Below are 14,999 nucleotides of genomic sequence, written 5' to 3'. Positions count from 1 at the left end.
CATAATAAAGGGGTAGTAAAGAATGCCTAATAGTCAAAAGATTCGTCATTCGTTATCATCTGCGCAGTCTGGTATGTGGTTTGCGCAACAATTAGATCCGCTTAATCCGATTTATAATACTGGGGAATATATAGAAATAAACGGAAATATTAATCATGAAATTTTCGAGTTAGCTGTACGTAAAGTGGTAAAAGAAGCAGAAGCACTTCATGTTCGTTTCGAAGAGGATGAAATTGGCCCATGGCAAGTTATTGAGGAATCGTCAACGTTTCATATGCATTTTATTGACGTTCGTAAAGAGGGAAATCCTGAAGAAGCTGCTAAAGTATGGATGAAAAATGATTTATCTGTACCGATAGATTTAAAAGAAGATAAATTATTTACTGAAGCACTTATTCAAGTTGAAAATAATCGTTTCTTTTGGTATCAGCGCATCCATCACATTGTGATGGATGGCTATGGATTTTCACTTCTTAGCCAAAAGGTAGCGAATGAGTATACATCACTTATAGAAGAAACAAATAAGAATGAAAAGCCATTTGGTTCCCTTGCCAAAATTGTACAAGAAGATAATGAGTATCGTGAATCTAAACAATTTCAGGAAAATCGTACTTTTTGGCTAGAAAAGTTTGCAGATGAACCGGAAGTTATAAGTTTAGCAGAACGAGCGCCGAGAACATCAAATGGATTTTTACGAGAAACTGCTTATTTATCAAATGCTAGTTCGAAAACTTTACTAGAAGATATTAATATTTCGTTAACGAGTTGGCCCGAATTTGTTGTAGCTGTAACAAGTATTTATATGCATAAATTAACAGGTGCAAATGATATTGTTTTAGGTTTACCGATGATGGGGCGTCTTGGTTCTGTATCTATTCATACACCTAGCATGGTAATGAATTTAGTTCCACTTCGTCTAAAGTTAACTCCAAATATAACTTTTGCAGAATTAATACAGCAAGTTTCTAAAGAAATTCGAGACGTACGTCGTCATCATAAATATCGTCATGAGGAATTAAGAAGAGACTTAAAGTTACTAGGTGAAAATCAAAGGTTGTTTGGGCCGTTAGTGAATGTTATGCCTTTTGATTACGGGCTTATCTTTGCTGGAAATCGTGGTATTACACATAATTTATCAGCAGGACCTGTCGATGACTTATCGATTAATGTATATAAGCGCTTCGATGAAAATGAGTTAATGATTCATTTTGATGCGAATCCGGAAGTATATAACGGCGCGGAACTAGCATTGCATAAAGAAAGATTTATGAGTCTATTAGAATTAGTGATAAATAATTATCATAAAGACGAGCCGATTGGAAAAATAAACATTACTCTTCCTGAAGAAAATCATAAAGTTTTATTGGAATGGAATGAAACGAAGAAAGCTGAAGAACTAATTAATCTACCTATATTATTTGAAAAACAAGTACAAAAAAATCCAAATAAAATAGCAGTTACTTGTAACGGGATAAAACTTACGTATAAAGAGCTAAATGAACGAGCGAATGAACTAGCACACTATTTATTAGAAGAAGGAATAGAAGTAAATCAGTTTGTAGCCTTAGTATTTCCAAGATCAATAGAAATGGTAGTTAGTATGCTAGCAGTTCTAAAGGCTGGTGCAGCGTATTTACCGATAGATCCAGAATACCCAGCCGAGCGAATTCATTATATAGTAAATGATGCAAATCCAGTTTGTATCATAACACATTCATCTGTTTCATCTACTTTAGTTATAGAAAATGATATTAAAAAAATCATATTAGATAGCGAAGAAACGAAAATAGCGTTAAAAACATATTCTCATATGAATCTACCATTTAAAAATGATGAATCACTTTTAAACCAAGCTTATACAATTTACACTTCAGGATCAACTGGAAATCCAAAAGGTGTAATTGTTACTATGAAAGGTTTAAGTAACTTCTTATTAGCTATGAAAGATATGTTTTCATTAAATGAAAACGATCATTTATTAGCAGTTACAACGTTTGCGTTTGATATTTCTGCTCTAGAAATTTATTTACCTCTTATTAGTGGTGCAAGTTTAACAATTGCACAAAAAGAGGTAATCCAAGAGCCTTCTGCGTTAACGACATTGTTACAAGAAGAAAGAGCGACAATTATGCAAGCTACACCGACGCTCTGGCAGGCGTTAATAACTGAATATCCAGAGAGGTTACAAAGGCTAAACGTACTCGTTGGCGGTGAAGCTCTTCCGGCACATTTAGCAAATAAATTAAAAGAATTAGGTTGCTCTATAACTAACTTATATGGACCAACTGAAACGACTATTTGGTCTACTTTCATGAACATTGATGACAGTGAAAATGGTATCCCTCCTATTGGAAGACCAATTTGGAATACAGAAGTGTACGTTTTGGATGCAGGGTTACAGCCTGTTCCACCTGGAGTTATCGGTGAATTATATATTGCAGGAGAAGGACTTGCGAACGGATATTTAGGAAAACCAGCGTTAACGGCTGAACGGTTTGTTGCAAACCCTTATGGAAAAGATGGAGCACGTATGTACCGCACAGGTGATCTTGTGAAATGGCGTAACGATGGTGTGTTAGAGTACATTAGTCGCGCAGATCATCAAATTAAAATTCGCGGTTTCCGAATTGAATTAGCTGAAATTGAAACGGTATTACAACGACATGAAAATATACAACAAGCAGTGGTAATGGTACGAGAAGATCGTCCAAATGATAAACGAATCATTGCGTATATCGTTGCCGAAGAGAAGGAACCAATTAATCTTTCGGAAATTCGTTCTTATGTTTCAGAAAGTTTAGCGAATTATATGGTGCCATCGGCATTTGTTGTGCTAGAAGAATTACCATTAACACCAAATAGTAAGGTTGATAGAAAGAAATTACCTGCTCCTGATTTTAATGGAATGAACAATGAGAGAGTTGCTAGAAATCCGAAAGAAGAAATATTATGTGATTTATTTGCTGAAGTACTTGGTGTTTCGCGAATTAGTATAGATGATAATTTCTTTGAAATGGGTGGCCATTCGCTTCTTGCATCTCGTTTAATGGCAAGAATTCGTGAAACGTTAAGTGTAGAATTAGGAATCGGAAAGCTATTTGAATCACCAACTGTTGCTGAATTAGCGAACCAGTTGGATCGTGCAAAAAGCGCAAGGCCAGCTATTAAGAAAGTAAGTAGGCCAAATGAAGTTCCACTTTCATTTGCACAGCGCAGGTTATGGTTCTTAAATTGTTTAGAAGGTCCAAGTCCTACTTATAATATTCCGTTAGTCATTCGTATGTCTGGAAAATTGAATGAGGAAGCACTGCAAGGTGCCTTTTATGATGTAGTTGAGAAACATGAAACACTTAGAACGATTTTCCCGAATTCACTTGGCAGTTCATATCAAAGAATTCTAGAAATGGATAAATTGAATTTAAAAATGATTATAACAAATACATGTAAGGATGAATTAGAAAGTACACTGTCTGAAGCTGTAAGATATAGCTTTAATCTTGATATCGAACCAGCAATTCGTTTGCAACTTTTTAAAGTGAGTGAAAACGAACATGTTTTACTAATTCTTTTGCATCATATTGTAGGAGATGGATGGTCATTACAAGCGTTAACGAGAGACTTTACAGCGGCTTATAAAGCACGATGTCAAGGTGATAGTGTTCAACTAGAAACCCTTCCAGTTCAATACGCAGATTATTCACTATGGCAACAACAGCTATTAGGTGATGAAACAAAACCAGACAGTATTATTTCAACACAATTAGATTTTTGGAAAGAAGAGTTAAAAGGTTTACCAGATCAAATGGAGTTACCTACAGATTACCAGCGCCCAATTGAAACTAGTTATCGCGGGGAAACAATTCATTTTCATTTAGATGAAGGTATGCATAGTAGGTTAGTGGAGCTCGCTCGTAAAAATGGAGTTAGTTTGTTTATGGTGTTGCAAGCAGGACTAAGTGCCTTATTTACAAGATTAGGTGCTGGAACTGATATACCATTAGGTAGTCCGATTGCTGGGAGAAACGACGATGTACTCACGGATATAGTTGGTTTATTTGTAAATACATTAGTGTTACGCACAAATACATCAGGAGATCCAAGTTTTAAAGAATTATTAAATAGAGTGAAACAGGTAAACCTTGCAGCTTATGAAAATCAAGATGTTCCATTTGAACGACTTGTTGAAGTGTTAAACCCAGTACGAACTCGAAATAGTCATCCGCTGTTTCAAGTTATGTTAGCTTTCCAAAATACGCCAGAAGCAACGTTTAATGTACCGGATTTAGAAGCGAGCCTTGAAATTCAAAGTGTTGGTTCTGCAAAATTTGATTTAACATTTGAAATTAGCGAGAGTAACAGAGTTGATGGTACTCCAAACGGCTTACACGGATTGTTAGAGTTTAGTACCGATTTATATAAACGTGAAACGGTTCAAAAACTAATAGAACGATTCATTCTATTATTAGATGATGCAGAGAAACATCCGGATCAATCAATTGGTAGATTAGAAATATTAACTTTAGCAGAGCGAAATACAGTTTTAGAAAAGTGGAATGGTGGTTTTCAAATTGTACCTGAAATGACATTGCCGCAATTATTTGAAAAGCAGGCTCATGTAAATCAAAATTCTATTGCTGTTGTCTTTGAAGATGAAAAGCTAACTTATGAAGAGTTAAATAGAAAAGCGAATAAAATAGCTCGTTTGTTAATAGCGAAAGGAATCGGTCCTGATCAACTTGTTGCTTTAGCGATGCCGAGATCTTTAAATATGGTTGTAAGCTTACTTGCTGTTCTTAAAGCTGGTGCGGGATACCTTCCGTTAGATCCAGATTATCCGTCAGATCGTATCTCATTTATGCTACACGATGCGAAACCATCATGTGTTTTAACAAATTCAGATGTGGAAATTGAATGTGATGAGGCACTAAAGATTTTAGTTGATGATGTGAACGTAATAGAAGAAATTGAGAAATATAGTGAAGACAATATAGATGAAATGGAGCGCATGAAGCCGTTATCTCCTTCACATATTGCTTACGTTATTTATACGTCAGGCTCAACAGGTAGACCGAAAGGGGTTATGATACCTCATCAAAATGTAGTAAGACTTTTAGGCGCAACTGATCATTGGTTCCAATTTGACGCAGACGATGTGTGGACGATGTTCCATTCATACGCTTTTGATTTCTCGGTTTGGGAAATTTGGGGACCTTTATTATATGGAGGGCGTTTAGTTGTAGTACCACATACTGTAAGTCGCTCGCCGAAAGAATTTTTACAGCTTCTTGTTAAGGAAAAGGTTACTGTTTTAAACCAAACTCCATCAGCGTTCTATCAATTGATGCAAGCAGATCGTGAAAATGAAGAGGTTGGTCAAAAATTATCTTTACGATATGTTGTTTTTGGCGGAGAAGCACTTGAACTAAGTCGATTAGAAGATTGGTATAGTCGTCATCCTTATAACGCACCGAAGCTTATTAATATGTACGGAATAACGGAGACGACGGTACATGTTAGTTATATTGAATTAGATGAAAGTATCGTATCTTTACGAGCAAATAGTTTAATCGGGTGCAGTATACCGGATCTTAAAGTATACGTATTAGATAACTATTTACAACCGATGCCACCTGGAGTAGTTGGAGAAATATATGTTGCAGGTGCAGGGCTCGCTCGTGGATATTTAGGAAGAGCAGGATTAACTGCTGAACGTTTTATCGCAGATCCATTTGGTAAGCCAGGTACAAGAATGTATCGTACAGGAGACCTAGCGCGCTGGCGTCAAGATGGGACGTTAGATTATATAGGACGTGCAGATCATCAAATTAAAATTCGTGGATTCCGAATTGAATTAGGGGAAATAGAAGCGGTAATAATGAAACATCCTAAAGTTGAACAAGTAGCTGTTATTGTACGGGAAGATCAACCAGGGGATAAACGATTAGTTTCTTATATCGTCGCATCAAATAATGAAACGATCGATACGAATGAAATGCGTCAGTATGTTGGAGGTAGTTTGCCAGGTTATATGGTTCCATACGCTTTTGTAGTAGTAAATGAGTTACCTTTAACTCCAAACGGTAAATTAGATAGAAAGGCATTGCCAGCTCCAGAATTTATTGTATCATCTTCTAGCCGCGGACCGAGAACACCGCAAGAAGAAATGTTATGTGACTTGTTTACAGAAGTTTTAAGTGTGTCTCAAATTGGAATTGATGATGGATTCTTTGATCTTGGTGGTCATTCACTTCTTGCAGTGCAGCTGATGAGTCGCATTAAAGAGGCACTTGGAGTTGAACTAAATATCGGAACTTTATTTGCAGCACCTACTGTTGCAGGGCTTGCTGAAAGACTTGAAATGGGGAATGGTCAAAGTGCACTTGATGTGTTGCTTCCATTACGAGCAAGCGGAGATCAATTACCATTATTTTGCGTACATCCAGCAGGTGGATTAAGTTGGTGCTATGCAGGACTTATGAAATCTTTAGGAACAGATTATCCAATCTATGGTGTACAAGCACGTGGTATCGCTGAAAATGAAGAACTTCCAAAAAGCTTAGAGGAGATGGCGGCGGATTATTTAAAACACGTTCGTGGAATACAGCCTCACGGACCATATCGTTTACTCGGATGGTCGCTTGGAGGAAATGTTGTTCATGCAATGGCGGCGCAACTTCAAAATGAAGGGGAAGAAGTAGAATTACTCGTTATGCTTGATTCGTATCCTGGTCACTTCTTACCGAATACGGAAGCACCTACTGAAGAAGAAGCGTTAATCGCATTACTTGCTTTAGGTGGATATGATCCAGATAACATGGATGGTAAACCACTTACTATGGAAAGTGCGGTTGCAATACTTCGCAAAGATGGAAGTGCATTAGCAAGTCTTGAGGAAGAGACTATTTTAAACTTGAAAGAAACATATGTAAATTCAGTAGGGTTGTTAGGGAAATACGTGCCAAAAGTTTATAACGGGGATATTTTATTCTTTAGATCTACTGTTATACCAGACTGGTTTAATCCTATTTCTCCAAATACGTGGCTAAATTATTTAGACGGGGAAATCGTGCAGCATGACATTGATTGTAGACATAAAGATTTATGTCAGCCAGGTCCACTTACAGAAATTGGACAAGTGCTAGCGAAATATTTGCAGAATAAGAAAGGGGTAAGTAAAGTATGACGAATCCATTTGAAAATGATAATTACACATATAAAGTATTAATGAATGAGGAGGGCCAGTATTCTCTCTGGCCTGCCTTTCTCGATGTACCAATTGGATGGAATGTCGTACATGAAGAAGCTAGCAGACAAGTTTGCTTAGAATACGTTGAAGTTAACTGGAATGATTTAGAGCCGAAAAAAAATCAAATTAGCGAAAAAATATTAGTAGGAAAACAATAATGAAAGTAAAAATAAATCCAAAAGTAGTTGTAAGCATCGTTTATATAACAGCGATGTTTATGGCTGCGATGGATGCAACGATTGTGAATGTAGCACTGCAAACGATAAGCAAAGAACTGCAAGTGCCCCCATCTGCAATGGGGACTGTAAATGTTGGGTATTTAGTTAGCTTAGCTATTTTCCTTCCGATTTCTGGTTGGTTAGGAGATCGCTTTGGTACGAAAAAAGTATTTTTAACTGCCCTTTTCGTTTTTACAATTGCATCTGCACTATGTGGAATTGCTAATGATATTACTTCATTAAACATTTTTCGTATCATTCAAGGTGCTGGTGGCGGACTTTTAACACCAGTCGGGATGGCGATGTTATTCCGAACATTTTCACCAGAGGAAAGACCAAAAATTTCTCGATTTATTGTACTTCCAATTGCTGTAGCACCAGCGATCGGACCAATTATTGGTGGTTTCTTTGTAGATCAAATGTCTTGGCGCTGGGCATTTTATATTAATCTGCCGTTTGGCATCATTGCGTTGCTATTTGGACTTCTATTTTTAGCAGAGCATATTGAAAAATCGGCTGGTCGTTTTGATTCTCTCGGTTTTGTTCTTTCAGCACCAGGTTTTGCGATGCTCATCTATGCACTCAGTCAAGGCCCGTCAAAAGGTTGGGTTTCTCCAGAAATAATTAGTATTGGGATAGCTGGGATTGTATTACTTACATTGTTTATTATTGTAGAACTTAAAGTAAAGCAACCGATGTTAGATTTACGCTTATTAAAAGAACCGGTCTTTAGAAAAATGAGTCTTATTTCGTTGTTTTCATCAGCTGGTTTACTAGGAATGTTATTTATTTTTCCGCTTATGTATCAAAATGTAATAGGAGTTTCCGCGCTGGAGTCGGGTCTTACTACATTCCCAGAGGCGATTGGATTAATGATTTCTTCGCAGATTGTACCATGGTCATATAAGAAATTAGGAGCTCGAAAGGTAATCTCTATTGGATTAGTAAGTACGGCGGTTATCTTTATTTTATTAAGTTTTGTAAATCATGATACGAATCCATGGCAAATTCGGGCACTATTGTTTGGCATTGGTATTTTCTTAGGCCAATCTGTCGGTGCGGTTCAATTTTCTGCTTTTAACAATATTGCACCACCTTCTATGGGTAGAGCAACTACTATATTCAATGTGCAAAACCGATTAGGATCAGCAATAGGAGTTGCTGTTTTAGCTAGTATACTATCTGGTTTTGGAAGTAATAACGTACAGAATAATGCACAGTCAGATTTCTTACCATATCAAGCAGCATTAATTGGATCAGCAATATTTTTACTCATAGCATTACTATTTTCTTTACGTATTTCTGATAAAGAGGTAATGTCAAAGAAGAATAAAAAGCTGTTATCTGTATTACAAAAAGAGAAAGAAGTTGTAAATGAATGAGTTGCAGCATGCTAATACTCTTTTGAAATAAAGTAATATTGGCATTTAAAAGGAGAGAGTTTACATGATAGAGAGTAAAGTTGTAGATTCTGTACCAACTCTTAATGAGAATAGTTGTCAAATATGGTGGGCAAGAATTTCAGATTTACAATCATGGCATTACAATTTACTAAATGATGTAGAGCGAGAGAAAGCAAATTCATATCATCATTCGGCAGACCGTGCGCGTTTTATAATAGGGTGTGTAATTAGTAGATTAGTACTTGGAAAGGTACTTTCTATGTCGCCAGTCCAAGTGCCAATTGATCGAATGTGCCCAGTATGTAAATTACAACATGGCAGACCACAGTTACCAGAAGGTATGCCGCAAATATCAGTCTCACATTCGGGTGAGTGGGTTGTTGTTGCATTTACTAAATCTGCACCTGTTGGTGTTGATGTTGAGCAAATGAATCCAAATGTAGATGTTATGAAAATGGCAGAGGGCGTATTAACAGACATTGAAATAGCACAAGTTATGAAGTTACCTGATGAGCAGCGACTAGAAGGATTTTTAACATATTGGACTCGAAAAGAAGCAGTGCTGAAAGCGACAGGTGAAGGACTATTGATCCCACCAGTAGAAATTACAGTATCAGCTCCAAATGACCCTCCAAAATTGTTGATTTTTAAAGATAGACAAGAGTTAGCAGAAAATACAATGATGGAAGATGTAAGACCTAGTTTAGATTATATGGCTTCCATTGCAATATTTAGTAAAGAAGTAACTGAAATTATGCAGTTAGACGCGGGATTGCTATTAAATCATCGTTAATTTTTAATAAAATTTCTTATAGAAGAGGTGTTCCTCATGTTAGTAGCGGAAAATAGAAAAACTGAATTAACTTATAATGTACAGGCAATTAAAGATATGTTGTTTTCTAGAAATACGTCATCTATTCTAGCTTTAGAAAAACTTGTAAAAGATACAGTTCAATTTGATGTACTTGAACAGGAAGCGCTCGATAGACAATACATTCCGAAAGAAGCACAGAATTTCTTTGATAAAAACGGAACATTTCTTTATCGCGTATCTAATGTTAGTTATAAAGGTAAGGTGTTATCTGAAAATCTAATTTTTGCAGACACTTCGTTTTTACCGGATACAATAAAGAGTGAATTAGAGAGTGGAAATATTCCTGTTGAAAACCTTATAGAAAAGATGGAAGTAAGAAGAAATGTATTATATGAAGGATATCAGCCATCTGGAAATATTATCGAATTGTTTGATGGATGTTCTGTTGCGGCGAATGTTTATCCAACTAGAAAATATCAAATTGTAAGTAACTGCAAATGTGTATTTTATATTTGTGAAGTGTATCATGCAGAGAATATAAAGGAACTGCTTAAATAAGAACTAAACAATAAACAAGAAACCAGCCTATAAAATGGCTGGTTTCTTGTTTATTTAACAGCTTCTTTTAATTCTTTTCCTGCTTTAAATGCTGGAACTTTACCAGCAGCAATCTGAATTTCTTCTCCAGTTTGCGGATTACGCCCTGTACGAGCAGATCTTTCACGCACTTCAAAAGTTCCAAAGCCGATTAGTTGCACTTTATCGCCAGATTGTAATGCATTAGCAATTGTGTCAAATACGGATTGTACAGCTGCAGAAGCATCTTTTTGAGAAATATCAGCTGATTGTGCTACATTTTTAACTAATTCTGTTTTGTTCATGTTTTCACCTCATAAAAAATTTTTTAGAATGAATGTTTTAGTATAATGGTTAGTAAAGATAAAGCTAACTTTGTGATTAGAAAGAATGCTGTATATTTATGTTAATTTCGTTGAAAGAAACTGAATCCCTGCTAATATTTAGGGATTAATTAAGAATTGATTCATACAACAAGCTGTAATATGAGGATGAGGGGGAATATACGGATGATTTTTCGTGAAAAGAATGAGAAAGAAAGTATATTAATTCGTCAACATGATCATGGTTTTTTAGCTGGTGAAATTGCAAGACATATAATAGAAGATTTTTTTGAAGATAAAATATACTTAAAAGAGACAATTGATGCTATATATGAGCATGATAGAGGATGGATAGAGCTTGATAAAGTACCAATTTTGAATGATACTAAAAATATTCCATATACATTTATGGATTGTCCAAGTTCATTACGCTTTGTTTTTTATACGATTGGTTTGAATGCAATTGAAGAGTCAAATCCATACGGGGCGCTACTTTGTAGTAAGCACTTTTTATCATTTTCATTAAATGAGGAAGATGAAGAGATGATGTCTTTTTATAAAAATGAATTGGAACGACAAAAAAGAATTTTGAAAACGTTAACAAAAGAACAATATGCGATGTTTGATAAACATTATAGATTATTAAAGTTTTGTGATGAACTTTCTTTATATGTATGTATGAATAAACCTGGTGTAAAAAAGAAAGATGAAATTGATTTATTTAAAGAGGGTTTTGAAGGAACAGAAATGTTTAATAGTAAGGGGGAGAAGCCTATTCAAGCTGAATGGGTGGATGAAGAAACAATTCAAATTACATCGTTTCCATTTAAAACGGAATTTTATACATATGTAAAATATAAAACTATAAATAAACATGAAGTTAAAGAAAAAGGGATTGTAAAAGCTGATAGAGAATCGGAAATGAAGAAGCAAAACATTCGTTTCATACAATAAGGAGGAGATTTAGATTGAAAGATTACATGTTAAAACAGTTTGATTACCATACTTGGGCTAATACACGATTATTCAACCGACTAAAAGAGTTACCAAACTATGAGACAATTTTTAATGAACAGATACAGAGTGTATTCCCATCAATTAAGGATACTTTTGTACATATTTATATTACAGATCAAGTGTGGTTACACATATTGAATGGTAAAAGTATGAATGAAGTAATACAAGACCGAGAAAAATTACGAAAACAAATCGAAACTAAATCGTTACATGAATTAGAAAAAATGTTTGAAAACATGGCAAATCAATATAAAGAATTTTTAAGTAGAATACAAGACGTAAATACTGTATTTGTTATTGAGAACCCATATGCAGGTGCATTAGACACTTCCATTTTAGAGTTAGTGCAACACGTCGTAAATCATGGTACATATCATAGAGGGAATATAACAGCAATGATCCGACAACTTGGTTATTCATCTACAATGATGGATTTTGTACTTTATTTACATATGGTTCAGGAGGGAAAGGAATTGAAATAGAGAAAAAAGGAATGGCTTATTATAAATGAGCCATTCCTTTTTTTAGTGATTAACTTGCCTGTTTTTTATGACTTTCTTTCAATTTCTCTGCTTGTAAAAAGCGATTCGTTTCAGCGACAACAATACCACTTAATCCGATTAGACCAATTAAGTTTGGAATCGCCATAAGTCCATTTGCAATATCGGCAAATGTCCATACGACACCTAGCTTTAAATTAGCACCTATTGCAATCATAACGATAAAGATTGCTTTATAATATCGTACAGCACCTTGTCCGAATAAATAAGCTACACACTTCTCTCCGTAATACGACCAACCTAAAATAGTAGAGTAGGCGAATAATATAATGGCGATACCGAGAATCATACTACCAGCAGTACCGAATACGGATTGGAATGCTAATGTTGTAGCTTCAACACCAGTTTTACCTGATTTCCATGCGCCTGTAGTAATTAATACTAGCCCCGTAATTGTACATACAATAAATGTATCTAGAAAAGTACCAGTCATAGAAACTAAAGCTTGTTTTGCAGGTGAATCTGTTTTGGCAGCAGCCGCAGCAATAGGAGCACTCCCTAAACCAGCCTCGTTAGCAAATACACCACGTGCCATTCCTATTTGAATTGCAGATGCAACTGTTGCTCCGATAAAACCACCAGCGGCTGCAGTACCTTGAAATGCACCAGAAAAAATAAGTGAAAATGCTTCTGGAATTTGATCAAAGTGATAGAAAATAATAATAAGACCAGCGATTATATAAAAGAATGCTTTAATAGGAACGATATATCCAGTAACTCTACCAATCTTTTTTACACCGCCCAAAATAACGATAGCGATTAAGAATGACATGAGTATACCAGTTAATGCAGGAGGGAAAGAAAAATTGATTCGCATTGCCTCTGCAACTGAATTAGATTGAACCATATTACCGATACCGAAAGAAGCAGCTGTGCCGAATATAGCGAATAAAACAGCCAGCCATTTTTTCCCTAAACCACGTTCTAAATAATACATTGGTCCACCGGAGTATTCACCATTTTCATTACTAACACGGTATTTCACCGCAAGGATTGCTTCGGCATACTTTGTTGCCATTCCAAATAAAGCAGTAATCCACATCCAAAAGATTGCGCCGGGTCCACCGATTGTCACAGCAGTTGCGACACCTGCTATATTTCCCATACCAATCGTTGCAGCCATAGCTGTCATCAGTGCTTGGAAGTGACTAATATCTCCAGAAGATGATGTATCCTCTGATTTTTTAAAAGCTAGCTTGTGAGCGTATATTAGTTTACTAAACTGTAAACCTTTTAAGCGCACTGTGAGAATGATACCAGTTCCAACGAGTAGCAACAAAGTTGGTAACCCCCACACATACTGATTAATTTGTTCTAATACTTTACTTACTGTCTCCATCTGTATTCTCCTTTTTTAGAAAAAATAAAAACCACTTCAAGGAAATGAAATGGTCTCTGGAGAAACAAGGGATAGAAAAATAAACCGATACAAATCGGCATTTTCTTTCGCTTGTCTCTGTCCTTTTACCTGAGAGATTATCCGCTAGATTAGCGGATTTGCTCCTTCGGTGCTCGTTTTCCTCCGCGCTATATTAAGCGAGAGGGAGTCTCTCCAGAGATTCGTCCCCATGCAGTTCTACTTGTAAACAAGACCTGAGAGTTTCAAAGTTGGTTCAGCAACTTTTTGCCCCGTCGGTAGATCAATAGACCTTCTCCTGAATGGTTCATCCGAATTATAAAATTAAAAACTTAAACGCATTGATTCTGTATAGAATCAATAAAAACATTATAGATATACAATTAATGAAATGCAATCATTTTTTATTTTGAAATAGTAAATAAACTTATTTTTTTGGTATTCCTAATTTATCTTCTATTTTATGATCTCAGGAGAGATTACTTATTATATATTCGAAAAATGAATGGTGATAAAAGAGATAGGACGTAACAATGTAGGATTCTTTATGTCTTACTTTCAAATTTTCAATTCTGAATTATTTGAATTATAATTGTTGTATGTGTGGAATAAACCAATATTTTATAGGGAAATGAGTTGATAAATTGCCAAGAATAAAAAAAATAGGGCGTTTTTGTCCTGTGGATGATGAAGGATTTATTATAAACGATGCACATTTTAATAAAATTCAGCCTGTGTTTTTGGAGGTAATACAAGAAATAAAGGATACTTGTTGTCAATTTTTGCGGGATGATTTGCACAGTGTTTATATAAGGGGTTCTATTCCAAGAGGGATTGGGATAGAAGGGGTTGCAGATGTAGATATGATTATATTAGTTCGAAAGAATCCTCAAGTAATTGACTTAAGCTGGAGAAAGGAGCTAGAAGTCCAAATTACACAGCAGTTTAATTGTATATCAGGAGTGGAGTTAAGTTTTTATAGTGAAAAAGAAGTAATAAACTCAGAGGATTTTTCTTTTATAGGATTTATGATTCAGACACATAGTGTATGTATATTAGGTGAAGACGTAAAATTATATTTACCTAAATATAAAGTAAGTCAGGAGATAGTGTATGAACATCTCATTCATTTGCGGAAACAAATTGAACAAACACACGAAGAGTTAATTCATAATAAGGACGTAGATGATATAGAGGATTGTTGTCGTTGGATCATGAAGATTGTAGTCAGGGCAGGTCTAGCATTAACAATTGATAGAGAAGGGCTGTATTCCAGGGACTTATATCCAGCATATGAGTTATTTAGTAAGCATTTTCCCGAACAAGAAAAAAATATGAGGAAAGCACTACAATATGTAATTGAACCGATAAAAGATATAGAAGAAATCTTATCATTTTTAGATACGTTTGGTGATTGGTTGATAGAAAAAGCAGAGGATTCTTTGAAAAATATACAAATTTAATAAACTATAATTTCATTATGTA

10 protein-coding genes and 1 riboswitch are annotated in these 14,999 nt (G+C 35.4%); of the genes, 8 read left to right on the top strand and 2 right to left on the bottom strand.

All coding sequences use genetic code 11. The features are described from left to right. Positions 1–22: 22 nt before the first annotated feature. From AC1DS7_RS01815 to AC1DS7_RS01795, 5 genes are all read left to right on the top strand, one after another. On the top strand, positions 23–7,183 hold the full coding sequence (locus AC1DS7_RS01815) for an amino acid adenylation domain-containing protein (protein WP_476998734.1): 7,161 nt from the start codon (positions 23–25) through the stop codon (positions 7,181–7,183). Beyond that, positions 7,180–7,404: an MbtH family protein gene (locus tag AC1DS7_RS01810; protein ID WP_000184075.1), complete on the top strand. Its 225-nt coding sequence runs from the start codon at positions 7,180–7,182 to the stop codon at positions 7,402–7,404. The genes AC1DS7_RS01815 and AC1DS7_RS01810 overlap by 4 nt, the downstream gene beginning before the upstream one ends. Next, positions 7,404–8,846 (top strand): MDR family MFS transporter, encoded by a 1,443-nt coding sequence (locus AC1DS7_RS01805; RefSeq protein WP_002141686.1) that lies wholly within the window; start codon positions 7,404–7,406, stop codon positions 8,844–8,846. The genes AC1DS7_RS01810 and AC1DS7_RS01805 overlap by 1 nt, the downstream gene beginning before the upstream one ends. 64 nt (positions 8,847–8,910) lie before the next feature. Further along, complete coding sequence (gene sfp / locus AC1DS7_RS01800; protein WP_002141687.1) at positions 8,911–9,660, top strand: 4'-phosphopantetheinyl transferase Sfp; 750 nt, start codon at positions 8,911–8,913, stop codon at positions 9,658–9,660. Between the two features lie 36 nt (positions 9,661–9,696). Beyond that, positions 9,697–10,239, top strand: coding sequence for a hypothetical protein (locus AC1DS7_RS01795; protein WP_002141688.1), 543 nt, complete (start codon positions 9,697–9,699; stop codon positions 10,237–10,239). A gap of 50 nt (positions 10,240–10,289) precedes the next feature. On the opposite strand, the gene AC1DS7_RS01790 is transcribed toward AC1DS7_RS01795, so the two are convergent. Further along, entirely contained in the window at positions 10,290–10,562 is a 273-nt protein-coding gene (locus AC1DS7_RS01790; protein WP_002012780.1) for an HU family DNA-binding protein, read from the bottom strand. A 204-nt stretch (positions 10,563–10,766) separates the two neighbouring features. Here AC1DS7_RS01790 and AC1DS7_RS01785 point away from each other — a divergent pair, with 204 nt between their 5' ends. Further along, the gene (locus AC1DS7_RS01785; RefSeq protein WP_002085720.1) at positions 10,767–11,534 is read left to right on the top strand and encodes a DUF3891 family protein; all 768 of its coding nucleotides are present in this window, start codon (positions 10,767–10,769) and stop codon (positions 11,532–11,534) included. A 14-nt stretch (positions 11,535–11,548) separates the two neighbouring features. After that, positions 11,549–12,079 carry a DinB family protein gene (locus AC1DS7_RS01780; RefSeq protein ID WP_476998733.1) on the top strand — a complete coding sequence of 177 codons (531 nt, stop codon included), beginning with the start codon at positions 11,549–11,551 and terminating at the stop codon, positions 12,077–12,079. Between the two features lie 49 nt (positions 12,080–12,128). On the opposite strand, the gene AC1DS7_RS01775 is transcribed toward AC1DS7_RS01780, so the two are convergent. Continuing rightward, on the bottom strand, positions 12,129–13,496 hold the full coding sequence (locus AC1DS7_RS01775) for an alanine/glycine:cation symporter family protein (protein WP_002012784.1): 1,368 nt from the start codon (positions 13,494–13,496) through the stop codon (positions 12,129–12,131). A 107-nt stretch (positions 13,497–13,603) separates the two neighbouring features. Continuing rightward, positions 13,604–13,723: riboswitch (glycine riboswitch) on the bottom strand. Positions 13,724–14,158: 435 nt separating this feature from the next. Here AC1DS7_RS01775 and AC1DS7_RS01770 point away from each other — a divergent pair. Then, the gene (locus AC1DS7_RS01770) at positions 14,159–14,977 is read left to right on the top strand and encodes a hypothetical protein (protein WP_002085716.1); all 819 of its coding nucleotides are present in this window, start codon (positions 14,159–14,161) and stop codon (positions 14,975–14,977) included. Positions 14,978–14,999 lie beyond the last annotated feature (22 nt).

The sequence above is a fragment of the Bacillus sp. P4_E1 genome (assembly GCF_056401715.1).
Note: the sequence above shows the minus strand (reverse complement) of the source record. Positions and strands in the feature narration are given on the sequence as shown.